This is a genomic window from Noviluteimonas lactosilytica, from assembly GCF_020866925.1.
Classification (GTDB): Bacteria; Pseudomonadota; Gammaproteobacteria; order Xanthomonadales; family Xanthomonadaceae; genus Noviluteimonas; species Noviluteimonas lactosilytica.
Map to the genome: position 1 here is coordinate 108,123 of NZ_JAJGAK010000005.1, position 26,202 is coordinate 134,324.

Consider the following 26,202-nt stretch of genomic DNA (forward strand, 5'->3'; position numbering starts at 1 on the left):
GACGCATCTGTCGTGCGATGCGCCGGGAATCGTCGCGCGGGAAGTCGCGTCCGCGTCGCCTAGGTGCGTGCTTGCAAAGCGAGAACACTCAGGACTCCTCCCCAAGGAGTCTTCGCCATGTTCCGGATGTTGCAAGCAAGATTCGCTGGCCTCCTCCTCGCCTGCGTGGCGGGACCCGCCATCGCGCAAACACCGCCCGAATGGGGCACGCAACTGGTCTTCGACACGCGCGAATCGTTCACGGTGACGTTGGACAACCTGACGAGCGGCTCGGGAGAGAGCCGCTTCTGGTTCGAAACGAACGGTGCACTCGATATCCGCATCCTCCTGCACGACGGCTACGGCGACGCGGACCTGATCGTGCGCAAGGACGCGCCGAACGGCACGCTCCTCTGCGGGCAGTTCGGCGTCGGCAACGACGAGTTGTGCCAATTCAAGGACCCGGCCCCGGGCAAGTACTTCATCGAGGTCATCACGGCGCGGGCGTTTGCGCAGGTGAAGCTGTCGACGTCGGTGCTGCCGTCGAACGTGCGCTCGATCCTGGACATTCCCGACGAGCCGTACCAGTTCGTCAGGCGCACCGAGTATTTCGACCCGGTGCCCGATTACGTCGAATGCCTCGAGACACGCGTCGATGCTGTGACATGGGCCCGCAGCACGTCCGGTAGTCGCTGTGTCCCGATGGGCGCGTCGCAGCAGTGGCGGCTGGTGAAGACGCAGTTCAACGGCGTCTTCAATCTGCGCAACCTCAATAACCTGTGCCTGTTCCCGGAGCATTCGGGAAAGGGCGCACGCGTCATCGAGCGGAACTGCGACGGCTCTTACGCGAGCGAATGGGAGTTCCTGGGCGTCGACGGCCGCACCCACTACACGTGGATCGTGAATCGTTCGACGTGGCTTTGCATGGATATCCAGCCTGCGGGCGGCCCTGCGGTGATGGCCGACTGCACGTGGGGCGGTCCGGACGTCGCCAAGGCATGGCGCCTGCGCACCGACGCCGAGCGCGCGAAGGCGCAACCCGCCAGCGGCGGCGTGGTCAGGAACAAGGACAGCTTCTGCATCACGGACACCGGTTTCTGGGGCGTGCTCGGGCCCTGCGACGCGACCTCGCCCCACTCGCGCTACACCTTCGCGCCGGCGTACACGATCGGCTTCGGCGACAAGTGGAACGGCCAGTTCGTCATCCAACCCAATGGCGACAAGAGCCTGTGCGTCACCGCGCTCGACTGGAACGACGGTCAGCAGTACGCAGCGCTCGTCAGTTGCGATCCCAACGATGCGAGCCAGCGGTGGCGGACGCAGGCATCGTCGAGCGGCATGCAGTTCATCAACGCGCGCACGGGCAAGTGCCTGAATTCGCAGAACGGCGCCAGCGCGGCGGGCACGTGGCTGGTGACGGAGCACTGCACGAACGCCGTGCCCACGTCGATCTGGCGGTGGTACTGGAGCTGAGGCCGCACACAGGGCGGTGCGACTCACTCTGCGGAGCGCACCGCCCACGGCTTCGCCAACGCAAGCCGCACCGTCCTGACGCCCGGCAGGCTGCGCAGCACGCCGGGCAACGCGGCATCCGTGCGCACGCCCTGGCCGCCGTTGATGCTCAAACGTCCGACGGCGGTCGCGGTGATCGCTTCGAGCAGCAGCGGCGTCGCGCCCGGGAGATACGCGTGCAGCGCCTTTTCGAACTGCGCCAGCGCATCCTTCTGCCGCAGGTCCAGCATGACCGACAGGCGCTGCGCGAATTGCGTGCAGACCTGCGAGAAATCCCAGCACCGCTTGGCGCGCAGCGAGAAGCCGCCGCTGAATTCGTCTTCGCGCAGGCCGCCTTCGACGACGATGATGCGATCGCGCGTCAGCAGTTGCGCGAAGCTGTAGTACGCCTCGGCGAAGAACGCGCATTCGATGCGGCCGCGTCCGTCCTCGAGTTGCACGAACGCCTGGCTGTCGCCGCGCTTGCGCATGCCGATGACTTGCCCCGCGATTACCACCGCCATTTCCGGGCGCCAGCCCTTGCGTTCGGAGTCGGGTCGCTCGCTCCACAGGCGATCGAGGTCGCTGAGGTCGTGGCCGACCAGGCCGCGCAGTTCGTCGCGATACGGGTCGAGGGGATGGCCGCTGAGGTAGTGGCCGAGCGTTTCGCGTTCGCCCTGCAGCTTCTGCAGCAGCGGCCACTCGTCGGCTTCGGGCAGCGACAGGTGCAGCGTCGGCGCTTCCGGCATCGCGCCGAACAACGACACTTGGCCCGCTTCGCGTTCGCGCGCGAGCTGCTCGGTCGCCTTCAGCACTTCCGGCAATTGCAGCATCAGCGACGCGCGATTGCGGCCCAGCGCATCGAGTGCGCCCGCGTTGACGAGCGCTTCGAGCGCGCGCCGATTGAGCTTCGACGAATCCACGCGCTTGAGGAAGTCGAGCAGGTCGGCGAACGGCCCGCCGCGCGCGCGTTCCTCCGCGATCGCTTCGCACGCGCCGCGGCCCACGCCCTTCACCGCGCCGAGGCCGTAACGGATCGTCTTCGGATCCTTCGCTTCGAACATGTACACCGACGCGTTGACGTCGGGCGGCAGCACGAGCAGGTCCAGCGCGCGCGCTTCGTCGAGGAACCCGACGACCTTGTCCGTGTTGTCCATGTCCGAGGACAACACCGCCGCCATGAACTCGGCGGGGTAGTGCACCTTCAGCCACGCGGTCTGGTAGGCGACGAGCGCGTACGCGGCCGAGTGCGACTTGTTGAAGCCGTACTCGGCGAACTTCTCCATCAGGTCGAAGATCGGCGATGCGATCTTCGCGTCGACGCCATTCTCCGCCGCGCCGGTTTCGAACTTGACGCGCTCCTTCGCCATCTCCTCGGGCTTCTTCTTGCCCATGGCGCGGCGCAGCAGGTCGGCGCCGCCGAGCGAATAGCCCGCGAGCACCTGCGCGATCTGCATCACCTGTTCCTGGTACACGATCACGCCGTAGGTCGGCGAGAGCACGGGTTCCAGCAGCGGGTGCGGATAGGTGACTTCGGCGTTGCCGTGCTTGCGATCGACCCAGTCGCGGTCCATCCCCGAGCCGAGCGGGCCGGGGCGGAACAACGCGGCGAGCGCGATGATGTCCTCGAAGGTGTCGGGCTTGGCGCGCTTGAGCAACTCGCGCATGCCGCGCGATTCGAACTGGAACACCGCGACCGTGTCGCCGCGCGCGAACAGTTCGTACGTCTTCTTGTCGTTCAGTTCGAGCGCGGTGATGTCGAGCGGCGATTCGCGCAGCACGGAACGGCGCGCGTTGATCGCCTTCACCGCCCAGTCGATGATCGTGAGCGTGCGCAGGCCGAGGAAGTCGAACTTCACCAGGCCGATCGATTCGACGTCGTCCTTGTCGAACTGCGTGACCGGATTCTTGCCGCGGCCTTCGATGTCGTGTTCGGCGAACAGCGGGCAGAAGTCGGACAGCGGGCTCGGCGCGATCACCACGCCGCCGGCATGCTTGCCCGCGTTGCGCGTCAGGTCCTCGAGGTCGCGCGCGAGCGTGAGCAAGTCGCGCACGTCGTCCTCGGACTGCATGCGCTGCATGAGTTCGACCGACGACAGCTCGGGGTTCTTCTTCGATGCGTCCGATTCGCCGAGCGCATCGTCGAGGCAGATGCCGAGCGTGTTCGGGATCAGCTTCGCGATGCCGTCGACGAAGCCGTACGGATGCCCGAGCACGCGGCCGGAGTCGCGCACCACGGCCTTCGCGGCCATGGTGCCGTAGGTGATGATCTGGCTGACGCGGTCGCGGCCGTACTTCGCGGCGACGTAGTCGATGACCTCGTCGCGCCGGTCCATGCAGAAGTCGATGTCGAAGTCGGGCATCGACACGCGTTCCGGATTGAGGAAGCGCTCGAACAGCAGGTCGTACGGGATCGGGTCGAGGTCGGTGATGCCCAGCGCCCACGCGACCAGCGAACCCGCACCCGAACCGCGACCCGGCCCGACGGGAATGCCATGGTCCTTCGCCCAGTTGATGAAGTCCGCGACGATCAGGAAGTAGCCGGGGAACCCCATCTTCACGATGACGTCGAGTTCGAGATCCAGGCGCTCGAAGTAACCCTCGCGCGTGTGGCCCGCGGCGATCGGTTGCTTCTCGAGCCTTTTGGTCAGACCTTCGCGCGCCTGCACGCGGATCCAGCTGTCGAGCGTTTCGTCGTCGGGCACCGGGAACGCGGGCAGGAAGTACGTGCCCAGGCGCAGTTCCAGGTTGCAGCGCGTGGCGAGCGCGATCGCGTTGTCGATCGCGTCGGGCACGTCGGCGAACAGCTCCGACATCTGCTCCGACGACTTCACGTACTGCTCGTTCGTGTAGTCCTTCGGGCGCTTGGGATCGTCGAGCACGCGACCGGTCGCGATGCACACGCGCGCTTCGTGCGCGTCGAAGCCGTCCTGGTCGAGGAAGCGCGCGTCGTTCGTCGCGATCACCGGCATGCCGCGACGCGATGCCGCGTGCAATGCGAACGCGTTGAACGCGTCCTCGCCTTCGCGCGCGGTGCGCGTGAGTTCGAGGAACAGGCGTTCGCCGGTGGACTGCTGCAATTGCGCGAGCCATTGTTCGGCGAGTTCGTGCTTGCCCGCCGCGGCCAGGCGCCCGGCTTCGCTGTTGCGACCGGCGAGCACGAACAGGCCCGTGTTCTCGTCCTGCAACCACTGCGGACGCACGACCACGCCGTCGTTGCGATGACCTTCCATCCACGCGCGCGTGAGCAGGCGCGACAGCGAGAGGTAACCATCGCGATCGCGGCACAGCACGGTCAGGCGCGTCGGCGCTTCATCGCCGTCGGCGAGCAACAGGTCGGCGCCGGCGATGGGCTTGATGCCGGCGCCTTCGGCCGCCTTGTAGAACTTCACCAGCGCGAACAGGTTGTTCTGGTCGGTGATCGCGACCGCGGGCTGCCCTTGCTGCACGCAACGCTTGACCAGCTCCGGGATCCGGATGGTCGAGTCGACGAGCGAGTACTCGCTGTGAAGATGGAGGTGGGCGAAGGCTTGGGCAGGCATGCCTCGTCAGTTTAAGAGCGGGAAACGGGAAACGGGAAACGGGAAACGGGATTCGAACGCTTGCTTCGGCCGATCGACTTTCGGCCGAAGTCAAGGTGTCCATCCCGTTTCCCGCTCCTTGTTTCCCTTTTCCCGCTTCAGCTTCCGATACGGAACGGCGCCTCCGCATGGCCCTTGTAGCTGTAGTGGCTCGCGTTGACGCGCATGTGGTGCTGCCACAGCTGGATTTCGGCCAGGCGGTCGCGGATCCAGGCGGCGCGCTGTTCGTCGCCGGTGCCGGCGGGGCCGTGCTCGGTGCGGTAGGCGCAGAAGTCGCGGTAGTCCTCCGCTTCCGAGGCGAAGGCCGGCCACGCGAGTTCGAGCAGCAGCACGTCGTCGAGCTTGCCGAGCAACGGTTCGTGGTCGGGGATCAGGTCTTCGGCCTGGTCGAGGTAGCCGAGCATCTTGGCCAACCGCGCACGGACCGCGTCGGGCGGATCCCAGCAGTCGTCGTCGAGCATGTGGCGCAGTTCCTCGATGCGGCGCAGGCGGCGGTCGAGCACGTCCTGCGCGGCCTGGGCGGGCATCGATGCCAGCCAGACGCACAGGTTGCGCACCCGGTCGGCGTCCACGCGCACGGCATCGGGGTAGAGCTCGTGCAGCAGCGCGTCGAACTGGGCGACCGCTTCGGGGCGCAGTGCCGGCCCCGGCGCGCCTGCTTCGGTCCCGAAGGACAGCGGCAACGGATCGTCGGTGATGGTGGGGGCGGATAGTCGCATGGCGCACCTCCCGTGCCGGACGTGAAGGTCGTCGTGCGCCGGCCGGCGCGGCGCGCGACCGAAAGTGAGAGCGGGGGGCCGTGTTTTCGGCGGTTCCCGTTCCATGTTGGATGCAGGGTCAGTCTGCTCCGTTGCAATTCGGATGTCTCCGGTCGGAAGTCGGGGTGCCCAACGTCCCGACCGGCGGTAGCCGGGATGTCCGGGTTTGCGCGTTGGGCCAGACGTGATGCAGGAACCGACATCCATGCGCGAGCAGCAGGAACCGATCTATCGTTTCGACGATGTCGAGGTGCGTGCGCGCCCGATCGGCGTGCGTCGCGGGGATCGAATGATCGGCGTGGAACCCAAGGCCCACGCGGTCCTGTTGCAACTGCTGTCGCACGCGGGCGAGGCGATGGAACGCGAACGCCTGCTCGATACGGTCTGGGGCCATCGCCACGTCACGCCGAGCGTCCTCAATCGCATCGTCGCCCAGCTGCGGCGCGCGCTCGGCGACGATGCATCGAACCCGCGCTACATCCAGACGCTGCACGGCCGCGGTTACCGCTTCATGGTCCAGCCCGAGCGCGACGCGGGCCACGACGGCGCCGGTGGACTCCTGTCCGACGGCCACATGGCCGACGGACACGGATCCGACGGACGCCCGTCGTAGCCCGGCCGCACCGGAGCAGGCCCGCGTCACAGCGGGCGCAGCCAATGCTGGTAGACGAAGCGGCCGACCTTCGCGCCCTGCCTGACCGCCTGCGTGCAACCGACGCGGAAGTGGATGCCCGCGTACACGCGCGCATCGACCGATTCGCTGGCCGCCTGCGTGAGCGTGTCGAAGCTGCGGGTGATCTGCTTCGCCGGCAACGGACCCGGGAATGGCGCAGGCAGCGGGACTTCGGCTGCATTGACCGTCACCGAGTACGGCACTTCGTCCGTGCCGAAGAAGCGGCGCAACACTTCCGCGCCGGCGCCCGCGCCGTTCGGCAACCCGCAGGTGTAGTCCGGGTAGGGCGGGGTTGCCAGGAAGGGCGTCCAGGCAGCATCGGATGGCGTACCTGGATTACCGTCGTTGGCCCAGCGGATCGCGGTGACCGGACGCCAGAAGCGATACACGTACTTCGTGTCGAACACGCCGATCAGCGTATCCGCCTGACCCATGTCGACCAGCGCGAACAGGCGCGCGCGCTCCCAGCTGTCCATCGGCTTGCCGGTCGCGATCGTGCGCGCGATCGCGTGGAAGTCGTAGCCGCCGCCCGGCCAGAAGCGCGCGATGTCGCTCTGCTCGGAGTTCGGCGCGTTGCCGCGCACGAGCGCGTTGCCGACCGACTTCACTTCGTTGTAGTCGCGCGTGTAGCTGTCGCTGCGCACGTTCATCACTTCGTTCCAGTCGGCGCGGAACTGACTGGCGCTGTTGATGCCGAACGGGCGCACGTACTGCCAGCCTTCGAAGCGCGGCGCCGCGACGCCTGGCGTCGGTTGATAGACACCGATGCCCGGCGCCGTCGTGTACGGCACGTCCGGCGTCGTCGATCCGTCGTTCTGGCGCATCTGGATCAGCGCGGCCGCGGCGTTGGCGCCGACCTGCATGCCATCGGCGATGCAGTTCGGATGCTGCGCCGGGCACGGGCCGAGCGTGGCCATGAAGGCGGCGTACTTCGCGTTGACCGTCGCCGCCTGCGCCGGCACTTGCGAGACGAGGATGTCGCGCGTGGCGGTGGCGACCGCGGCGTCGGGCGACGCGCCGGCCGGTGCGGCCGGGATCGTGCCGTACGACTCGTAGCGTGGGTCGATGGCATTGAGCGCGTCGTGCACCGACAGGCTCGCCATCGCGATCACGCGCGAAGCGAGCGGCGGCGGGCCGATTGGCGTTTCGCTGACGATGCGGCTCCAATCGAGCACGGGGTCCGCGTGCGCGGCGAGCGGCAGTCCTGCGAGCAGGGCGGTCGCGAGTGCTGCGAGCGGGGGAAGGGTTCGGATTCGCGTACTGGTCATTGCCGTGTCTCCTCCGGTGATGGCCGGCGGGAACCGGCCAGGGAGGCGATGCTGTTCGCGCGGGGCCTGCGAGGTCTTGAGGAAACGCTTCGGAAACGCCGAGGGAATCGTTGGGGCGCATGTCCGACGCGCGTGCGCGTGGCCGTTACTCGGGGAGTGCGCGACCGGGAGGGTCGATGAGCGACGGGGTCGTCTATCGCTTCGAGGGGGGCGAACTCGACGGTGCGCGCCACCGGCTGGTCGTCGACGGCCGTCCGGTCGAGCTCGAGCCGAAGGCGTTCGCGGTGCTGCAGGACCTGCTCGCGCATGCGGGGCAGATGCGCAGTCGCGATGAACTGCTGGATGCGGTCTGGGGCCATCGCCACGTCACGCCCGCCGTGCTCAATCGTTGCATCGGCCAGGTGCGCAAGGCGCTCGGCGACCACGCCGAATCGCCGCGCTTCGTGCAGACGGTGCATACGCTCGGTTATCGGTTCGTGGCGCCTGTCGAGGCAGCCTCGACCGCCGAAGTCGTCGGCGACGAACCGCCGTCGCAGCCGCCGTCGCAGCCGCAAGCACGGCCGCGGTCGCTCAACAGGCGCACATTGGCGATCGCCGCATGCCTGGTCGCGCTCGTCCTCATCGGCGGACTCGCGTGGCAATCGCGCGACAAGGCCTCGGCGCCGGGCGAACTCGTCGCGCGCGCACCGACCCAGGTCGTGCTGGTGCCGTTCGAAGTCCCGCGCGATGCGGCCGATCTCGAACCGCCGGTGCGCGCGCTGGAAAGCGGCGTGCTGCAACGCCTGCGCATGCTGCCGGGCCTTCGCGTCGAACGCGGACAGGCGCGCGGCGACGCGATCGTACTGACCGCGGAAGTCGCGGGCGGTGTGAACCAGCGACAGCTGCGCGTGCACATGCGCAACGCCGATGCGCCCTTCGATCGTGTCTATCCGCTCAAGCTTACGACCATGCTGCACACGGTGCTGGCCGTGCAGCAGGACATCGTGCAGGCATTGCGCCCCGACAGTGCAGCGCTCCTGCAATCCAGCGGCATCTTCGATTCCGAAGCGATGGTGCGCAGTGGTTTGCGTGCGCGGAAGGGACTCACGCTGCAGGACCAGCGCGACGCGGCCGCCGCATTCCGTCGCGCGATCGAACTGGATCCTTCCAACGCGGACGCATGGTGCTTCCTCGGCGGCATGTATCTCTCGCCGGCATTCAACTCGCTGGACAGCAAGGACAACGCGATCCCGCCCGCGCGCGAGGCGATCACCCGTGGCCTGCGGCTCGATCCCGCATCGGCGCACTGCCAGGCGAAGCAGGGCGACCTCATGCGCATCCAGGGCCACCTGGCGGAAGCCGAGGCGGCCTATCGCCGCGCGCTGGCGATCGAGCCGACGCTGCTGGGTCCGCGCGCGTCGCTTGCGGAGATGGAATCCATGCGCGGCCATTTCGCGAAGTGGCGCGATGAACTCGCGCGTATCGCGCGCGAGCACCCCGAAGTGGGCTGGTTGCAGTGCATGCTGATGCAGGCGCACTCGTTCAACGGTCAGCCCGACATCGCCCGCGCGATGGAGCCGGCCATCTATGTGCATCATCCGGAACTGCGACGGGTCAACTGGATCTCCGCCGAGATCGATGTGCTGTACGCGGAACCTGCCCGTGGCATCGCCCGCTGGCGAGAAATCTACGGCTTCGATCCCGAGGACAAAGGCTATCTGCTGAGCATCGCGCTGGTGCTCTCGTGGCTCGGCGAAACCGCCCAGTCGAAGCAGGCGCTCGCCGATGCAGGCTTCCTCGACACGCCGCAGTACCTCGTCTCGCATACCTGGTGGTTCCATGCCGTCGGCGACCCGCAGGGCGCAGTCATGTGGTTGCGAAGCGCAAAAGTGTCACCTTCGTTGTCGTTGCTGCAGCACGCGCTGATTGCGCAGAGCCTCGCCATGGCGGGACAGCGCGAGGCGGCGCTTGCCGAATTCTCGCGCGTGTACGAGAGCGGTTGGGAAGACGAGGATCCGGTGATGCGCGAGGGCTTCTTCATCCACAGCGCGCAGCTGCTGAACTACGCCGCGTTGTTGCCCGTGGGCGAGCGTCGCGATGCCGTCGTCGATGCGGCGGCACGCCACCTCGCGACGATGCGCGGCAACGGGTTCGCATTCCCGTGGGTCCGCTACCAAGCCGCGCAGATCGCGGCGATGCGCGGCGACGGCAAGACGGCGATCCTGGAGCTGGACCGCGCGATCGACGCAGGCTACACCGACATCCTCTCTCTCTCGCACGACTTGCCGTGGCGCGAGCTCGACGGCGATCCCGCATTCGCGCAGCGCAAGGAACGGTTGGCTTCGATCGCGCTGGCGCAGCGCCGAATCATCGCGGGCGATGGGAAGGCGGGCACCAGTGCGGCGATGGTCGCGCGTTAGTCCTGCGTTTCGACGTCGGCGAGCGGAATCAGATTCCCCTGCAACGCATCCCGAACCCGCGTGAAGCTCCTTCGATGCTGCGGGCACGGCCCGTGCGCGCGCAGCGCGGCGAGGTGCTGCGGCGTCGAGTAGCCCTTGTGCTCGTCGAAGCCGTACTGCGGCCACTGCTGGTGCAGTTGCACCATGTGGCGGTCGCGGGTGACCTTCGCGAGGATCGAGGCGGCCATGATGGCGCGCTCGGTGGCGTCGCCGCCGACGATCGCTTCGCCCCGGCAGGGCAGGTCGCGCGGGATCGCGTTGCCGTCGATGCGCGCGAACTCGCACGCGTGCAGCACGCCTTCCACCGCCATGCGCATGCCGAGCATGGTGGCGTGGAAGATGTTGAGGCGGTCGATGTCCTCGACTTCGACGCTGACGATCTTGTACGCGATCGCGCGCCGGACGATGAGCTCGTACAACTCCGCGCGGCGATCGGCCTGCAGTTGTTTCGAATCGGCCAGGCCGTTGATCGGCGTGCGGCCCGGGGCGAACACCACCGCGGCGACCACGACCGGCCCAGCGAGCGGTCCGCGGCCCGCTTCATCGACGCCGGCGAAGCGCGCGATCGAAGTCGCGATGGAAGGCGCGTCGGCGGCGGGTTCAAAAGACATGCAATCAAATCGCGACGAGGTTCGAGGGTGGACGCGGGGGTCAGACCGCCTTTTCCACCGGAAAAGGTGCTCTGACCCCTGTTTTTGCTTTTGCTTTCGCGGTGGACTTTGCGGGTCGCCGACGCATTCACGCAACAGGTTCGGCGGGTGCGAGCAGTTCGGCGATGACGTCGGCGGCACGCTCGGAGGCATCGCGCCGCAACATCAGGTGCAGGTCGCGGAAGCGCGCCTGCAGCAGCAGGCCGGGCTCGGGCGTGCTCAGCAACGGGAGCAGCGCGCCGGCGATGCGTTCGGGCGTGCAGTCGTCCTGCAGCAGTTCGGGCACCAGCGGTTCGCCGGCCAGCACGTTGGGCAGCGAGACGTGTTCGACCTTGAGCAGGCCGAAGGTGCGCACGATCGCGTGGGTCAGGTCCGACAGCGTGTAACCGACGACCATCGGCCGCTTGCACAGCATCGCTTCGAGCGCCGCGGTGCCGGAGGCGAGGAGGACCGCGTCGCTCGCGATCATCGCCTGCTGCGCCTGGCCGTCGAGGACGTGCATGTTGGCAAGACTCGTCGGCGCCACCGCATCGATCGCGCGGCGGCACGCGGCGTTGGCGGCGGGCACGACGATGTGCAGGTCGGGCAGCGACGAGGCCAGCTGCGCGGCCGCCTCGAAGAAAATGCGGCCGAGGCGATGGATCTCGCCGAGGCGCGAACCCGGCAGCACTGCGAGCACGAGCGCATCCTGCGGCAGGCCGAGCGCCGCGCGCTCGGCGTTGCGGTCGGGCTCGAGCGGCAGTGCGTCGGCGAGCGGATGGCCGATGTAGCGCGCGTCGACCCCGTGCTGCGCGTAGATCGCAGGCTCCATCGGGAACAGGCACAGCACGCGATCCGCGCTGCGACCGATCTTCGCCGCGCGCGATTGCCGCCAGGCCCACAACGACGGGCTGACGTCGTGCACGGTGCGCACGCCGCGTTGCTTCAGCCACTTCTCGACGCCGAGGTTGAAGTCGGGCGCGTCGATGCCGACGAACACGTCGGGCTTCCACGCGAGCATGCGTTCGCGCAGGTCGCAGCGCACGCGCAGCAGGCGCGGCAGGTGCGCGACGACTTCGGCGAGGCCGAACACCGCGAGTTCCGATGCGTCGTGCCATGCGTCGAACCCGGCCGCGCGCATGCGATCGCCACCGATGCCGGCGAACGATGCGTTCGGGAAGCGCGCGCGCAGGGCCTCGACGAGGCCGGCGCCGAGTTGGTCGCCGGAGGTTTCCCCCGCGACCAGGCCGATGCGGAGGGGCCGGGCGTCCATGCGTCAGCGCAGGAGGTGGCGTTCGCCGCTGCTGATGAAATCGAGCATCGCGCGCACGTCGTCGCTTTCCTGCGCGAGCTCGCCCAACTGCACGATGGCTTCGTCGAGCTTCGCGCCCGAGAGGTACAGCGCACGGTATGCGCGCTTGATCGCCGAGACGCGGGCGGCGTCGAAACCGCGGCGCTTCAGGCCTTCGGTATTGATGCCGCGCGGGCGGCCGTAGCTTTCCTGCGCGACCATCAGGAACGGCGGCACGTCGCCGTTGACGAACGCGCCCATGCCGACGAACGCGTGGTCGCCGATGCGGCAGAACTGGTGCACGCCGACGAAGCCGCTCAGGATCACCTGGTTGCCGACTTCGACATGCCCGGCGAGCGTCGCGTTGTTGGAGAACACGCAACCGTCGCCGATGAGGCAGTCGTGCGCGACGTGCACGTAGGCGAGCAGCCAGTTGCCGTTGCCGATGCGCGTGACGCTCTTGTCGTGGCCCGTGCCGCGGCTGATGGTGACGAACTCGCGCACGACGTTGTCGTCGCCGATCACCAGTTCGGTGCGTTCGCCGGCGAATTTCTTGTCCTGCGGATCGCCGCCGATCGCGGCGTGGCCGTGGAAACGATTGGCGCGCCCGATGCGGGTCGGCCCGGTGATGGTGCAATGCGGACCGACGACGGTGTCGTCGCCGATCTCGACGTCGGGGCCGATGACGGTGTATGCACCCACGTGCACGTTCGCGCCCAGGCGCGCACCCGGATCGACGACGGCGGTGGGATGCACCTGCGCGGTCATCGGGCTCAGCCCTTGACCTCGGCGCAGAGGATTTCGGCGCAGGCGACCTGTTCGCCGTCGACCTTCGCCACGCCCTGGTAAAGCGCCATGTTGCGGATCGTGCGCTTGAGCTCGACGTGCAGCTCGAGGCGATCGCCCGGCACGACCATGCGCGAGAACTTCGCGTTGTCGATCTTCACCAGGTAGAACAGCTTGTCGGTCGCCGCGGATTGGTGCGAGAGCTGCGTCAGGATGCCGCCGGCCTGCGCGAGCGCTTCGATCACCAGCACGCCCGGCATCACCGGGTGGCCGGGGAAATGGCCCTGGAAGAACGGCTCGTTGATGGTGACGTTCTTGATGCCGAGGATGCGCTTGTTCGCCTCGAACTCGACGACCCGGTCGACCAGCAGGAACGGGTACCGGTGCGGCAGCAGCTGCTGGATCTTCAGCACGTCGAGCGGGAGTTGCACGTCCATCTTCATTCCTTGTCCTTGCCAGGCAAGCGCCGGGCCAGCGAATCGAGTTGCTTGAAGCGCGCGGCGTTCTTGCGCCAGCTGCGATTGTCCATGATCGGCGTGCCCGACGAGTACTCGCCCGGCTCGCGGATCGAGTGCGTGACCAGGCTCATGGCGGTGACGACGACGCGGTCGCACAACTCGAGGTGGCCGAGGACGCCGGCGCCGCCGCCGATCAGGCAGTAGCGGCCGATCTTCGCGCTGCCGGCCACGGCGGCGCAGCCGGCCATCGCGGTGTGCGCGCCGATCACGGCGTTGTGGCCGACCTGGATCTGGTTGTCCAGGCGCACGTCCTCTTCGAGGATCGTGTCTTCCAGCGCGCCGCGATCAATGGTGGTGTTGGCGCCGATCTCGCAATCGTCGCCGATCGAAACGCCGCCGAGTTGCGGCACCTTGAGCCAGCGGCCGGCGTCCATCGCCAGGCCGAAGCCGTCGGCGCCGAGCACGGCGCCCGGATGGATGCGCACGCGTCGGCCGAGGCGCACGCGCGTCACCAGCGTGACGCGCGCGATGAGCTCGCTGCCTTCGCCGACATGACAGTCGTCGCCGACGACGCAGCCCGGGCCGACCATCGCGGCCGGACCCACGGTGCAACGCGCGCCGATCACGACGTACGGCCCGATGTGCGCCGTCGAATCGATCGTCGCGGTGGGATCGACCACGGCGCTCGCATGGATGCCCGACGATGCGTCGCTGCGCGGCTCGAACAACGCGGCGATGCGTGCGAACGCGGCGTAGGGATCGCGCGCGATCAGCGCGGTCCCGTGGAAGCCTTCCGCGTCTTCGGCGCGCATCGTGACCACGCCCGCCTGCGTCTGCGCGAGTTGCGCGCGGTACTTCGGATTCGCCAGGAAGCCCAGCGAATCCGCGCGCGCGTTGGCGAGCGTCGCGACGCCGCGCACGATCGCATTCGGATCGCCCGCGACCTCGAGCCCGAAGCGCGCCCCGAGTTCCTTCGCGGTATACGCCGGGGCGCTCATGCGGGTCGTCTCATCCGCTCGCGATCAGAACGAGCCGCCGAAGGTGAACTGCAGGCGCTCGGTGTCGTCGCCCGGGAAGCGGGTCAGCGGATCGGCGTCCATCGTGCGCAGCGGCAGTGCGTAGCTGATCGACAGCGGACCCATCGGCGAACGCCACAGCAGGGCGATACCCGCCGAAGCGCGCAGTTCCGCCGCATCGAACGTATCCCAGTCGGCGTACACGTTGCCGACGTCGAAGAACGCCGAAACGCGCGCGGCCGGCGAGTCGAACAGCTTCGGGAACACCAGTTCCACCGTGCCGACGGTCTTCAGCGCGCCACCGATCGGCTGCGACGTGAACCCGTTGAACTCGTGCGGACCCAGCGAGTTGTCGACGAAGCCGCGCACGCGACCCGAGGACGAGATGCCGCCCGCGTAGAAGCGTTCGAAGAACGGCAGGCCGTCGCTGTTCGCCGTGTACAGGAAGTCGTCGTTCTCCGGCGTGCACGTGACCGTCATGTCGATGCACAGGTCGCGGTACTTGATGTCGCCGTAGCTGTCGCCGTAGCCGATGTTGACCGCGGTGAGCAGGATCAGCGACGGGTTGAGCGGGAAGTAGCGCGAGTAGGTGTACTCGGCCTTCCAGTACTCGACCGTCGAGCCCGGCATCGCGATTTCGAGCGTGGAGCGGTGGTAGCTGCCGCGCGACGGCATGAAGTAGTCGTTGCGCGTGTCGCGCGAGTAACCGAGCTGCCAGCGCCACGCGTGGAAGGTGTTCTGGCCGACGGCGTCGATGTAGTCCTGGATCGAGATCGGCGTGGAGGCCGACAGCAGGATCTCGTTGGTGTCGATGCCGATCATCGACGACACGGTGTCGTACTCGGTGATCGGCAGGCCGAGGAACACCTGGCCCGCGCCGCTGTTGGTGGTGTAGTTCGCCACGCCGTAATCGCTGTAGTCGAACTCGCGCCACCACAGGTTGTAGCCGAGGGTCAGGCCTTCGTCGGTGAAGTAGGGGTTGGAGAACGAGAAGTCGTAGCGCTTCTGGTAACTGCTCTGCTGCGCGGCGACGGACACGCGGTTGCCGCTGCCGAGGAAGTTGTTCTCCTGCAGCTGCACCGAGAGGTTGACGCCCGACAACTGCGAATAGCCCACGCCGAACATGAAGCTGCCCGAGGTGGTTTCCTTGACCGTGTAGGTGACGTCGACCTGGTCGTCGGTACCGGGGACCGCCACGTTCTCCACTTCGACCGTTTCGAAGTAGCCCAGGCGCTGCAGGCGCACCTTCGAGCGGTCGACCGCGGCCTGCGAGTACCACGCGCCTTCGAACTGGCGCATTTCGCGGCGCAGCACTTCGTCGGCGGTACGCGTGTTGCCCTTGAACACGATCTTGCGCACGTTGACGCGCGGACCCGGCACGACCTGGAAGTTGATGTCGACCGTGTTGTTGTCCGCATGCACTTCCGGGAGCGGGTTCACCTGCGCGAACGCGTAGCCGATGTTGGCGAGCGCGGAGACGATGCCGTCGGACGTGAACTCGAGGACGCGACGGGAGAACAGCTGACCCTCCTTGACGGGGATCATCTTCTCGATGTCTTCCTTCGGCAGCACGGTGTCGCCGGTGACCTGCACCTTCGCGATCTTGTACTGCTCGCCCTCGGTCAGGCCCGCGCTGATGAACATGTCGCGCTTGTCGGGGCTGATCGACACCTGGGTGGAGTCGAGGCTGAAGTCGACGTAACCGCGGTCGAGGTACCAGCTGGTCAGCTTCTCCATGTCGCCGGAGAGCTTCTCGCGCGAATACTGGTCGTCGCGGCGATACCACGACAGCCAGTTGTTCTCGCGCGATTCCCAGTCCTCGGTGATCAGGTCGTCGGCGAAGGCGTCGTTGCCCACCAGGTTGATGTGCCGGATCTTGGCCGCCTTGCCTTCCTTGATCGCGATCTGCACGTCGACGCGGTTGCGGTCCAGGCGCGACACGGTCGGCGTGATCACGACGTTGTACTTGCCGCGGTTGTTGTACTGGCGATTGAGTTCCTGGGTGACGCGGTCGAGGCTCAGGCGGTCGAAGGTCTCGCCTTCGGCCAGGCCGATGTCCTTCAGGCCCTTCGTCAGGTCCTCGGTCTTGATGTCCTTGTTGCCCGTGATCGTCAGCTTGTTGATCGCGGGGCGTTCGACGACGGTCACCACGAGGATGTCGCCCTGGCGGTCCAGGCGCACGTCCTCGAAGAAGCCGGTGTTGTAGAGCGCGCGGATCGCATCGGCGCCGAGCGCCGAGTCGAGGCGATCGCCGCGTTCGACCGGCAGGTACGTGAACACGGTACCGGCGGAAATGCGCTGCAGGCCTTCGATGCGGATGTCGCTGACGACGAAGGCGGCCGGGTCGACGCCGGTGGGCGCGGGCGCCGGCTCGGCCTGCGGAAGCGCGAACGGATTGGCCGTCTGCGCCGCGGCGGGCGCGGCGATCGCCGAAGCGAGGGCAAGGGCGAGCAGGCGGCGGGAAAGGTGTCGCGTCATCGTCACGTCCGGTTGGGGTTGCGGGCCACCGTCCGTGCGGCGGTGGCGAGGTCTGGGGCGGCGCCGGCAGGCGTTGCGCGTCGGGTTACCAATGGAAGACGTCGTTGAACAACGCCAGCCCCATCAGGCCGACCAGCAGCGCCAGGCCCACGTATTGCCCGGCAGCCATCGTACGCTCGCTCAACGGACTGCCCTTGACCAACTCAATAAGGTAATACAGCAGGTGTCCCCCATCCAAGAGCGGGATGGGCAGCAGGTTGAGGATCGCCAGTGAGATCGACAGGATGGCCAGGAAGTTCAGGAACCAGGCGAATCCGAGTTGCGCGGTCGCGTTCGCGGCGCGCGCGGTGGTGATCGGTCCCGAAACGTACTTCAGCGACGCGTTGCCGGTGACCATGCGGCCGATGAAGCCGACCGTGTCGTGCGCCTTCTGCCACGTTTCGCGCACGGCCATCGGGACCGCCTCGAGCGGGCCGAAGCGGCGCACCGCGTCGAACGGCGGCGGCTGGCCGCCGGCGCGCGAAGCGATGCCGAGGATCGCGCGCTCGCTGCCGTCCTCCTGCCGCTGCAGCACGGGCGTCAGCGGCAACGCGAGGCGGTTGGTCTTGCCGTCGGTCGTGCGTTCCACTTCGATCATGCCGGGCTCGCCGCGTTGCGCGAGCGCCTTCACGGCAGGGGCGATGTCGGTGAAGTCGGCGACAGGCTGGCCGTCGACCGCGATGATGCGATCGCCCACGGCGAGCACGCCGTAGGCCGGCGAGCCTTCCACGATGTTGTCGATGATCGGCGCCTGCAGGCGATGGCGTGCGACCAGGCCGACGGTGTCGGCGGCGCGCAGTTCGTCGAAATCGGCGGGGAGCTTGCCCATGTCCAGCTCGCGCGTGCGCATCTCGCCGTCGCGCGTGCGCACTTGCACCGGGACGCGCGCGCGATCCAGGCCCGCGACTGCGAGCGCGAACTGCACGTCGGTCCACGTCGGCGTTTCGCGATCGCCGATCTTCAGCACTTCGTCGCCTGCGTGCAGGCCCGCTTCGGCGGCGATGCCGCCCGCGCGACCGACGACCGGCGCGTATTCCTGGATGCCGACGATGAAGGCGCCCCACAGCAACAGGACGCACAACAGGATGTTGGCGACCGGGCCGGCGGCCGCGATCGCGATGCGCTCGTACACCGATTGGCGGTTGAACGCCTGCGCCTGTTCGGCCGCGGGGACTTCGCCCTCGCGTTCGTCGAGCATCTTGACGTAGCCGCCGAGCGGAATCGCGGCGACGACGAACTCGGTGCCGTCGCGCCCGCGGCGCATCCACAGCGGGCGACCGAAGCCGACCGAGAAGCGCAGCACCTTGACGCCGCACTTGCGTGCGACCCAGTAGTGGCCGAATTCATGGAACGTCACCAGCACGCCGATGCTGACGATGAACCAAAACAGGGAACCGATCGCGTCCATCTTCAGCCTTTGGCATGCGCCGCGAGTGCGGCCTGCGCGTGGTGTCGCGCGGCGCGGTCGGCGTCGCGGAGCACCTCGAGCGTGTCGGCCGGCACCGGCGGCAGCGCGGCGAGGGTGTCCTCGACCAGCGCGGGTATGGCAAGGAAAGCGATGCGGCCCTGAAGAAAGGCTGAAACCGCCACTTCGTTGGCCGCGTTCAACTGGGCCGGGGCAGTGCCGCCGGCGCGCAGGGCGGCATAGGCGAGGCCCAGGCAGGGGAAGGCGTCGAGGTCCGGCGCCTCGAAATCCAGGCGCCCGTGCTGCAGCAGGTCGAGCCCGCCGACCCCCGAGGACACCCGTTCCGGCCACGCCAGGCCCACCGCGAGCGCGGTGCGCATGTCCGGATTGCCGAGTTGCGCCAGCGTGCTGCCGTCGACGAACTCGACCAGCGAATGCACCAGGCTCTGCGGATGCACGAGCACGTCGATGCGGTCGGCCTCCAACCCGAACAGGTGATGCGCCTCGATCACTTCCAGGCCCTTGTTCATCAGCGTGGCCGAGTCGACCGAGATCTTCGGGCCCATCGACCACTTGGGATGCGCGACCGCCTGTGCGGGCGTGACGTCCGCCAATTGTGCGCGCGTGCGGCCGCGGAACGGACCGCCGGACGCGGTGAGGCAGATGCGCTTCAGCCCCGCGTGCGCATGCGCGTCGGGGAGGCACTGGAAGATCGCGTTGTGCTCGCTGTCGATCGGCACGACGGTCGCGCCCGCATCGCGCGCGGCGCGCGTGAGCAGTTCGCCGGCGAGCACGAGCGATTCCTTGTTCGCGAGCAGCAGGCGCTTGCCCGCGCGCGCGGCGGCGAGCGTCGAACGCAAGCCGGCGGCGCCGACGATCGCGGCGACGACGGTCGTGCACGCATCGCCTTCGACCAGCGCATCGAGTGCGTCTTCGTCCGCGTGCGCCTGCGTCGGCAGGCCGGCATCGCGCAGGCCGTCGCGCAGCGCATCGAAGTGGCGTGCGTCGGCGATCACCGCGTGGTCGGGCCGATGCGTGCGACACAACGCGAGCAACGCATCGACCTGCGAACCCGCGGCGAGCACGCTCGCGCGCATGCGTTCGGGGTGGCGTGCGATGACGTCCAGCGTGCTGCTGCCGATCGAACCGGTTGCGCCGAGGACTGCGACGTTCTGCATGGTCAGAAAGCCTTGCGGTCCGGTCAGAAGCCCAGGAGGCCCTTGCCGAGCGCGAACACCGGCAGCGCGGCGAGTACGCTGTCGATGCGGTCGAGGATGCCGCCGTGGCCCGGGATCAGGTCGCCCGAGTCCTTCGCGCCGACGTGGCGCTTGAGCAGGCTCTCGAACAGATCGCCGACGACCGAGAAGCCGACGGTGACCACCACGACCAAAGCGATCGCCGGCATCTGCGCGACCGTCGCACCCGCGAACGGCGCCGCGGCCAGTGCCACGACGAGCGAGGCGAGCATGCCGCCGACGAGGCCTTCGATGGTCTTGTTCGGGCTGATGCGCGGGCTGAGCTTGTGCTTGCCGAAGCGTCGGCCGGCAAAGTACGCGCCGGTGTCGGCGGCCCAGATCACCAGCAGCGCGATCAGCAGCCAGCGGTGTCCGTTGTTCGTGCTGCCGTGGATCAGCGCAAGCGCGCACCAGGCCGGCACCACCGCGAGCGTGCCCGCGGCGAGCTTGAACATGCGCGCGTTGGTGTCGTGGTCGGAGGCGAAGTTGAAGTTGCGCAGCCACACCATCGCCAGCAACCACCACGCCACGCCGATCACGGTCGCGATCTGGAACAGCACGAAGCTGAAGCCGTTGCTCGAACGCGAGGCCCAGGTGATCGCGACCATCATCGCGAGGTTCGCCACGAGCAGGACGCTGCGATGCAGGGTGTCGTCGATCTCGGCCAGGCGGAACCATTCCCACAGCCCGGCGAGGAAGAGCACGGCGGCGAGGGCAACCAGCCACGGCGTGTCGAGGAACAACACGGCCGCGATCGCGAGCGGGGTCATGAACAGCGCGGCCAGCAGTCGCGTGCGGGTCATTCGTCGGTCCCGGCGGGGGGCGGAGGAAAGGAGGCGGATACCTGGGCCCCGGTGAGACCGAAGCGCCGCTCTCGCATCGCGTAGTCGTCCAGGGCCTGGCGGAGTGTGGCGGCATCCACGTCCGGCCACAATGTTTCGGTGAACCACAGCTCGGTATAGGCGAGCTGCCAGAGCAGGAAGTTGCTCACGCGCGTGTCGCCGCCGGTGCGGATGAACAGGTCGGGCGGCGGAAGGTCGGACAGCGCGATGCGGCTGGCGAAGGCGTGCTCGTCGATCGCGTCCGGCTTCACGCGGCCCGCGGCGACGTCTTCGGCCAGCGAACGCGCGGCGTTGACGATGTCCCAGCGCCCGCCGTAGCTCGCGGCGACGGACAGGTGCAGGACCGTGTTGTCGCGCGTCGTCGCTTCGGCCGCGTCCATGCGCGCGCGGATCGCATCGCCGAAACGTTCGCGCTGGCCGATGAAGCGGATGCGCACGCCGCGGCGATGCAGTTCGTCGACTTCGCGTTCGAGCGCGTTGAGGAACAGCTTCATCAGCGCGCCGACTTCTTCTTCGGGCCGGCCCCAGTTTTCGCTCGAGAACGCGAACAGGGTGAGCGCACCGATCCCGTGTTCGATGCAGAAGTCCACGCAGTTCTGCACCGCGCGCGCGCCGGCGCGATGTCCGATCACGCGCGGGCGGCGACGGCGTTCGGCCCAGCGGCCGTTGCCGTCCATGATCACGGCGAGGTGGCGCGGGACCCGCGCCGGCTGCGTTGCGTCGGAAGGCATGCAGGAAACCGTGGCGTCAGACCGCCATCAGCTCCTGCTCCTTGGCCTTGACCACGTCGTCGACGTCCTTGATCGCCTTGTCGGTCAGCTTCTGGATGTCCTGCTCGCTCGCGCGCTCTTCGTCTTCGGTGATCTGCTTGTCCTTCAGCAGTTCCTTGATGTGGTGGTTCGCGTCGCGGCGGATGTTGCGGATGGCGACCTTCGCGTCCTCGCCGCCGGCGTGGACGTGCTTGGTCAGTTCCTTGCGGCGCTCTTCGGTGAGCGGCGGCAGGTTGATGCGGATGGTGGTGCCCGCGGTGTTGGGGGTCAGGCCGAGGTCGGAGGCGAAGATCGCCTTCTCGACGACCGCGACCATGGGCTTCTCCCACGGGGTGATCGTCAGCGTGCGCGCGTCGGTGACCGCGACCGTGGCCACCTGGCTCAGCGGCATCTCCGACCCGTAATAGTTGACCTTCAGGTGGTCGACCAGCGCAGACGTCGCGCGGCCGGTGCGGAGCTTGGTCAGCTCCTGCCGGAACGCATCCACGCTCTTCTGCATGCGGGTGGTGGCGTCTTTCTTGATGTCGCTGAGCATCGGGGGCTCCGGTCGTCCTTACCAATCAAGCGCGGGATTATACGGGGGAAGCCGGCAGTTACCCGTGCCGAAGGGGAGGAGCCCCGGCGCACCGTCGAGTCAGTAATGCGGTGCCCGGTCGTGCTCGTCGTGGCAGCCGGTACCGAACTCGATCTGCAGGGTCGGGTGGTTGATGCCGAAGCGCTCGTCGAGATCGCGGGCGAGGCTGTCGATGAAGACGTCGTGATCTTCGGCGCCGGCGCGGACGAGGTGGGCGGTCATCGCGATTTCGCCCGCACCCAGCGACCAGATGTGGAGATGGTGCACCGCGACGACGCCGGGGCAGGCGGCGAGGAACGCGCGGACCTGGGCTTGGTCGATCTGGCGCGGCACCGCGTCCATCGCCGCGTTGAAGCTGTCGCGCAGCAACCGGAACGCGCTGAACGCAACGACGACGCCGACCAGCAACGCGGTGAGCGGATCGAGCCAGCTCCATCCGAGCCACAACATGCCCGCACCCGCGAGCACCGCGGCGAACGACACCGCCGCGTCGGCGACCAGGTGCAGGAACGCGCCGCGCCGATTGAGGTCGTCGTGTCCGCCACGCATGAACCAGGCGGCGCCGAGGTTCACCACGATGCCGATCGCGGCGACCACCATCACCGTCGCGCCGGGCACTTCCGGCGGCGCGAAGAAACGCCGCACCGCTTCCCATGCGAGCGCGCCGGAGAAACCGGCGAGCACGATCGCGTTGGCGAGCGGCGAGAGCAGCGTCGCGCGACGCCACCCGTACGTGTGGCGTTCCGTCGGCCTGCGGCGCGCGATGGCGGCCGCGCCCCACGCGAGCCCGAGGCCGAGCACGTCGCCGAGGTTGTGCAACGCATCGGAGAGCAGCGCGAGCGAATTGGTCGCGAAGCCGTAGCCCGCTTCGAGGATCGTGTACGCGAGGTTGAGCAGCGTCACCCACGCGAACGCGCGGACGCCGGCATCGCCGTGGTGGTGGTCGCCGTGCGAATGCCCGTGGCCGGCGCCCATGCGATCAGCCGCGGCCGCGGACCAGCGTGCCGATGTTCTCGCCGCGCAGGATGCGCAGCAGCACGCCCGGGCTCGACATGTCGAAGATGCGCAAGGGCAGGTCGCTGTCGCGCGCGAGCGCGAAGGCCGCGGTATCCATCACCTGCAGGTCGCGCGTGATCACTTCGTCGTAGGTCAGCGAATCGAAGCGCACCGCGTCCTTGTGCTTTTTCGGATCCTTGTCGTACACGCCGTCGACCTTCGTCGCCTTGAGCAACAGGTCGGCGCCGATCTCGATCGCGCGCAGCGCGGCGCCCGAGTCGGTGGTGAAGAAGGGATTGCCGGTGCCGGCGGCGAAGATCGTGATGCGGCCTTTCTCGAGATGGCGGACCGCGCGGCGGCGAATGTAGTCCTCGCACACGTCGTTGATCTTCAGCGCGCTCATCACGCGGCAGCGGCCGCCGCGCTTTTCGAGCGCGTCCTGCATCGCGAGCGCGTTGATGACGGTGGCGAGCATGCCCATCTGGTCGCCGGTCACGCGATCCATGCCGCCGGCCGCGAGGCCCGCGCCGCGGAAGATGTTGCCGCCGCCGATCACCAGCGCGATTTCGGCGCCGGCTTCGCGGGCCTCCATGACTTCGTCGGCCAGGCGCCCGATGACCTTGGGGTCGATGCCGTAATCCTCGTCCCCCATCAACGCCTCGCCGGACAGCTTGAGCAGGACACGGCGAACGGCGAGCTGGGTCATCGGGATCTCCGGGGGGCGTGGGCGCGAGGATTCTATCCGATGCCCCGCGCGCACCGACGGCCGGAGGCTCACGCGATCCGCACGACCACCTTGCCGACGTGGCGGCCCGTGGCGAGATGTGCGAACGCAGCAACTAGGCGCTCGGCCATCGTGCGGTTGCCGACCAGCACCCCCGCCAGCCGCTTGAGGCCACCGATGAGCGCGAAGGGCTCGATGCGACGCCGGAAACATCTCGTTGTAGGCGCAAGGCATTGACGCCTCGCATGCATCGGCGCGAAATCGCGACAAGGGCAAGGGGCGCTCGCATCCATCAACAAGGAGGCTCCACCATGTCCATGACTCGCGAAGAACTCGATGCCAAGCTCTCGGCGTTCGATGCCAGGATCGAAGGTCGCTTCATAAATATCGAGCGCGACGTAAAACGTTTGTTCGCGTTGGGAGTCGCCAGCATCGGCACGACGATGGGCACCGGCTTCGCCGCCTACCAAGGCATGCTCAGCCACTTCGACACGGTGTTGGAGGCTTATCACTCCGGCGCTCGCCATGCGCAGGACATCCGGGTCGTCACGCTTCCCGTGCAGGTGCATGCGCCCGCGGCGCCGCCGGAATGACAGGCAACAAAAAACCCGCGGTTGCCCGCGGGTTTCTCGTGGAGCAGGTGCTCGTGCCGGACTAAAGGCCTTGGGCCTTAGACCTGCATCGCCTTCGCGACTTCAGCCGCGTAGTCTTCCTTCACCTTCTCGATGCCTTCGCCGACCGCGAGGCGCTGGAAGCCGACGACGTCGGCGCCGGCAGCCTTCGCCGCGGCTTCGACCGTCTGGTCGGTGTTCAGCACGTACGGCTGGCCGTACAGCGTCACTTCGTTGACGATCTTCGCGATCTTGCCGCTGATGATCTTCTCGAGGATTTCGGCCGGCTTCTGCTTGTCCTTGTCGGACATCTTGGCCAGTTCGATTTCCTTTTCCTTCGCGACGAACTCGGCCGGCACATCGGCCGCCTTGTTGTGCGGCGGGTTCATCGCGGCGATGTGCATCGCGATGCCGCGCGCGAAGTCGGCGTCGCCGCCCTTCACTTCGACCAGCACGCCGATCTTGCCGCCGTGCACGTAGGCAGCGACGTTGTTGCCGCTGTCGATGCGGGCGAGGCGACGGACCTGCAGGTTTTCGCCGAGCTTGGCGATCGCGGCGGCGCGCGCTTCTTCCACGGTTTCGCCCGAGGCGAGCTTCGCGGTCTTCAGTGCTTCGGCATCGGCGGCGCCGGAGGCCAGGGCGGCCTGCGCGACGGCGTCGACGAACGCGATGAAGTTGCCGTCCTTCGCGACGAAGTCGGTTTCCGAATTCACTTCGACGAGCACGGCCTTGCCGCCGTCCTGCGCCACGCCGATGCGACCTTCGGCGGCCACGCGGCCGGCCTTCTTGTCGGCCTTGGCCAGGCCCGACTTGCGCAGCCATTCGGCGGCCGCGTCGATGTCGCCGTTGTTCTCGGTGAGGGCCTTCTTGCACTCCATCATGCCGGCGCCGGTGCGCTCGCGGAGTTCCTTGACAAGGGAAGCGGTGATTTCAGCCATGGTGACCTCTGAATAAATAAAGCTGGATCCCCGCGTGGGCGGGGATGACGAGCGAATGGAGCGACGCAGCCGCGCATGTTGGCGCGGCTGCGTGACAGCCGATGGTTACTCGGCCTTGGCGGCCGGCTTGCCGCCGCGCGGGGCGCCAGCCTTCTTGGCCGGGGCGCGGCGCGGGCCCTTCTTGTCTTCGCCTTCGCCGGCAGCGGCTTCGGCGAAGTCTTCTTCGCGGACGTTGGGGGCCGACGGCGCGGCGGCCTTGCCTTCGAGCACGGCGTCGGCCGCGGCGCGGGCGTACAGCTGCACGGCGCGGATGGCGTCGTCGTTGCCCGGGATCGCGTAGTCGACCAGGGCCGGGTCGTAGTTGGTGTCGACGACGGCGATGACCGGGATGCCGAGCTTCTTGGCTTCCTTGACCGCGATGTCTTCGTGGCCGATGTCGATCACGAACAGCGCGTCGGGCAGGCGGTTCATGTCCTTGATGCCGCCGAGCGAGGCTTCGAGCTTGTCGCGCTCACGGCGCAGGCCGAGCACTTCATGCTTGACCATCTTCTGGAACGTGCCGTCGGTTTCGCCGGCTTCCAGTTCCTTCAGGCGCTGCACCGACTGCTTGACCGTGCGGAAGTTGGTCAGCGTGCCGCCGAGCCAGCGCTGGGTCATGTACGGCATGCTGGCGCGGGTCGCTTCTTCCTTGATCGCCTCGCGCGCCGAGCGCTTGGTGCCGACGAACAGGATCGTGCCGCGCTTCTGCGCGATCGCCGAGATGAAGTTCATCGCGTCCGAGAAGAGCGGCATCGTCTTCTCGAGGTTGATGATGTGGATCTTGCCGCGGGCGCCGAAGATGTACGGACCCATCTTCGGGTTCCAGTAGCGCGTCTGGTGGCCGAAGTGGACGCCGGCTTCCAGCATCTGGCGCATGGTGATCTGGGGCATTGCATTACTCCTGATAGGGAGCCTCTGGAGTCCCGCTTGTTGGAAAGTCCGCACATGGATGTGCGGGCTTTTGCGAAGGGACTCGCATACAGCTCCGGGGTTGGGCCTCCCTGTCGCTTCCGCTTCCGAACCTCTTGCGAGGCACCCCGGAGCGGGCTGTTGCGGCAGGTGTGGATTCGACGGCGACGCCCGTCGTGGGCGGGTCCGAAGGGGGTGGTCCCCTGCGAAGCCGCGGAATTGTAGCCGGACCAATGGGTTACGGACAACCCGCCGGGCCGGGCGATAATCCCCG

The 26,202-nt window shown here is 67.8% G+C and carries 23 protein-coding genes; 4 read left to right on the top strand and 19 right to left on the bottom strand.

The window, feature by feature from the left end; translation table 11 throughout:
* The first annotated feature begins 117 nt into the window (after nt 1-117).
* Complete coding sequence (locus tag LK996_RS16005) at nt 118-1,452, top strand: RICIN domain-containing protein (protein WP_230528376.1); 1,335 nt, start codon at nt 118-120, stop codon at nt 1,450-1,452.
* Nucleotides 1,453-1,475: 23 nt separating this feature from the next.
* Here the strand turns inward: LK996_RS16005 and dnaE are convergent, their stop codons facing one another.
* Both dnaE and LK996_RS16015 read right to left on the bottom strand, forming a co-directional pair.
* The gene (dnaE, locus tag LK996_RS16010) at nt 1,476-5,012 is read right to left on the bottom strand and encodes a DNA polymerase III subunit alpha (protein WP_230528377.1); all 3,537 of its coding nucleotides are present in this window, start codon (nt 5,010-5,012) and stop codon (nt 1,476-1,478) included.
* Between the two features lie 137 nt (nt 5,013-5,149).
* Nucleotides 5,150-5,770 (bottom strand): YkvA family protein, encoded by a 621-nt coding sequence (locus LK996_RS16015; RefSeq protein WP_230528378.1) that lies wholly within the window; start codon nt 5,768-5,770, stop codon nt 5,150-5,152.
* 244 nt (nt 5,771-6,014) lie between these two features.
* Here LK996_RS16015 and LK996_RS16020 point away from each other — a divergent pair, with 244 nt between their 5' ends.
* On the top strand, nt 6,015-6,422 hold the full coding sequence (locus LK996_RS16020; RefSeq protein ID WP_230528379.1) for a winged helix-turn-helix domain-containing protein: 408 nt from the start codon (nt 6,015-6,017) through the stop codon (nt 6,420-6,422).
* 26 nt (nt 6,423-6,448) lie between these two features.
* Here the strand turns inward: LK996_RS16020 and LK996_RS16025 are convergent, their stop codons facing one another.
* A complete protein-coding gene (locus LK996_RS16025) occupies nt 6,449-7,750 on the bottom strand; it encodes a vanadium-dependent haloperoxidase (protein ID WP_230528380.1) in 1,302 nt (433 codons plus the stop codon).
* Nucleotides 7,751-7,926: 176 nt separating this feature from the next.
* Between LK996_RS16025 and LK996_RS16030 the strand changes: the two genes are divergently transcribed.
* A complete protein-coding gene (locus LK996_RS16030) occupies nt 7,927-10,149 on the top strand; it encodes a winged helix-turn-helix domain-containing protein (RefSeq protein ID WP_230528381.1) in 2,223 nt (740 codons plus the stop codon).
* Here LK996_RS16030 and LK996_RS16035 read toward each other — a convergent pair.
* The 14 genes from LK996_RS16035 to LK996_RS16100 all read right to left on the bottom strand — a co-directional run bounded on the left by LK996_RS16035 (nt 10,146) and on the right by LK996_RS16100 (nt 23,682).
* On the bottom strand, nt 10,146-10,799 hold the full coding sequence (locus LK996_RS16035; RefSeq protein WP_343225889.1) for a ribonuclease HII: 654 nt from the start codon (nt 10,797-10,799) through the stop codon (nt 10,146-10,148). The two genes, LK996_RS16030 and LK996_RS16035, sit on opposite strands and share 4 nt — an antisense overlap.
* 127 nt (nt 10,800-10,926) lie before the next feature.
* The gene (gene lpxB, locus LK996_RS16040; RefSeq protein WP_230528382.1) at nt 10,927-12,090 is read right to left on the bottom strand and encodes a lipid-A-disaccharide synthase; all 1,164 of its coding nucleotides are present in this window, start codon (nt 12,088-12,090) and stop codon (nt 10,927-10,929) included.
* A 3-nt stretch (nt 12,091-12,093) separates the two neighbouring features.
* The gene (gene lpxA, locus LK996_RS16045) at nt 12,094-12,876 is read right to left on the bottom strand and encodes an acyl-ACP--UDP-N-acetylglucosamine O-acyltransferase (protein WP_230528383.1); all 783 of its coding nucleotides are present in this window, start codon (nt 12,874-12,876) and stop codon (nt 12,094-12,096) included.
* A 5-nt stretch (nt 12,877-12,881) separates the two neighbouring features.
* Nucleotides 12,882-13,337 carry a 3-hydroxyacyl-ACP dehydratase FabZ gene (gene fabZ / locus LK996_RS16050; RefSeq protein ID WP_230528384.1) on the bottom strand — a complete coding sequence of 152 codons (456 nt, stop codon included), beginning with the start codon at nt 13,335-13,337 and terminating at the stop codon, nt 12,882-12,884.
* Nucleotides 13,334-14,350, bottom strand: coding sequence for a UDP-3-O-(3-hydroxymyristoyl)glucosamine N-acyltransferase (lpxD, locus tag LK996_RS16055; protein WP_230528385.1), 1,017 nt, complete (start codon nt 14,348-14,350; stop codon nt 13,334-13,336). The genes fabZ and lpxD overlap by 4 nt, the downstream gene beginning before the upstream one ends.
* A gap of 24 nt (nt 14,351-14,374) precedes the next feature.
* Nucleotides 14,375-16,846: an outer membrane protein assembly factor BamA gene (bamA, locus tag LK996_RS16060; RefSeq protein WP_230528386.1), complete on the bottom strand. Its 2,472-nt coding sequence runs from the start codon at nt 16,844-16,846 to the stop codon at nt 14,375-14,377.
* Nucleotides 16,847-16,931: 85 nt separating this feature from the next.
* Nucleotides 16,932-18,293 (bottom strand): RIP metalloprotease RseP, encoded by a 1,362-nt coding sequence (rseP, locus tag LK996_RS16065; RefSeq protein WP_230528387.1) that lies wholly within the window; start codon nt 18,291-18,293, stop codon nt 16,932-16,934.
* Nucleotides 18,294-18,295: 2 nt separating this feature from the next.
* Nucleotides 18,296-19,468: a 1-deoxy-D-xylulose-5-phosphate reductoisomerase gene (locus tag LK996_RS16070; protein WP_230528388.1), complete on the bottom strand. Its 1,173-nt coding sequence runs from the start codon at nt 19,466-19,468 to the stop codon at nt 18,296-18,298.
* 23 nt (nt 19,469-19,491) lie between these two features.
* Nucleotides 19,492-20,328 carry a phosphatidate cytidylyltransferase gene (locus tag LK996_RS16075; protein WP_230528389.1) on the bottom strand — a complete coding sequence of 279 codons (837 nt, stop codon included), beginning with the start codon at nt 20,326-20,328 and terminating at the stop codon, nt 19,492-19,494.
* Complete coding sequence (gene uppS, locus LK996_RS16080; protein WP_230528390.1) at nt 20,325-21,098, bottom strand: polyprenyl diphosphate synthase; 774 nt, start codon at nt 21,096-21,098, stop codon at nt 20,325-20,327. Before uppS ends, LK996_RS16075 begins: the two co-directional genes overlap by 4 nt.
* A 16-nt stretch (nt 21,099-21,114) precedes the next feature.
* Complete coding sequence (gene frr / locus LK996_RS16085) at nt 21,115-21,672, bottom strand: ribosome recycling factor (RefSeq protein WP_230528391.1); 558 nt, start codon at nt 21,670-21,672, stop codon at nt 21,115-21,117.
* Nucleotides 21,673-21,771: 99 nt separating this feature from the next.
* Nucleotides 21,772-22,686 carry a cation diffusion facilitator family transporter gene (locus LK996_RS16090; protein WP_230528392.1) on the bottom strand — a complete coding sequence of 305 codons (915 nt, stop codon included), beginning with the start codon at nt 22,684-22,686 and terminating at the stop codon, nt 21,772-21,774.
* Between the two features lie 4 nt (nt 22,687-22,690).
* A complete protein-coding gene (gene pyrH, locus LK996_RS16095) occupies nt 22,691-23,413 on the bottom strand; it encodes a UMP kinase (protein WP_230528393.1) in 723 nt (240 codons plus the stop codon).
* 68 nt (nt 23,414-23,481) lie between these two features.
* The gene (locus LK996_RS16100) at nt 23,482-23,682 is read right to left on the bottom strand and encodes a hypothetical protein (protein WP_230528394.1); all 201 of its coding nucleotides are present in this window, start codon (nt 23,680-23,682) and stop codon (nt 23,482-23,484) included.
* Nucleotides 23,683-23,742: 60 nt separating this feature from the next.
* Here LK996_RS16100 and LK996_RS16105 point away from each other — a divergent pair, with 60 nt between their 5' ends.
* Nucleotides 23,743-24,024 (top strand): hypothetical protein, encoded by a 282-nt coding sequence (locus LK996_RS16105; RefSeq protein ID WP_230528395.1) that lies wholly within the window; start codon nt 23,743-23,745, stop codon nt 24,022-24,024.
* A 77-nt stretch (nt 24,025-24,101) separates the two neighbouring features.
* On the opposite strand, the gene tsf is transcribed toward LK996_RS16105, so the two are convergent.
* Together tsf and rpsB are read right to left on the bottom strand one after the other, a co-directional pair.
* Nucleotides 24,102-24,980 (bottom strand): translation elongation factor Ts, encoded by an 879-nt coding sequence (gene tsf, locus LK996_RS16110; RefSeq protein WP_230528396.1) that lies wholly within the window; start codon nt 24,978-24,980, stop codon nt 24,102-24,104.
* Between the two features lie 105 nt (nt 24,981-25,085).
* Entirely contained in the window at nt 25,086-25,910 is an 825-nt protein-coding gene (gene rpsB, locus LK996_RS16115) for a 30S ribosomal protein S2 (RefSeq protein WP_230528397.1), read from the bottom strand.
* Nucleotides 25,911-26,202 lie beyond the last annotated feature (292 nt).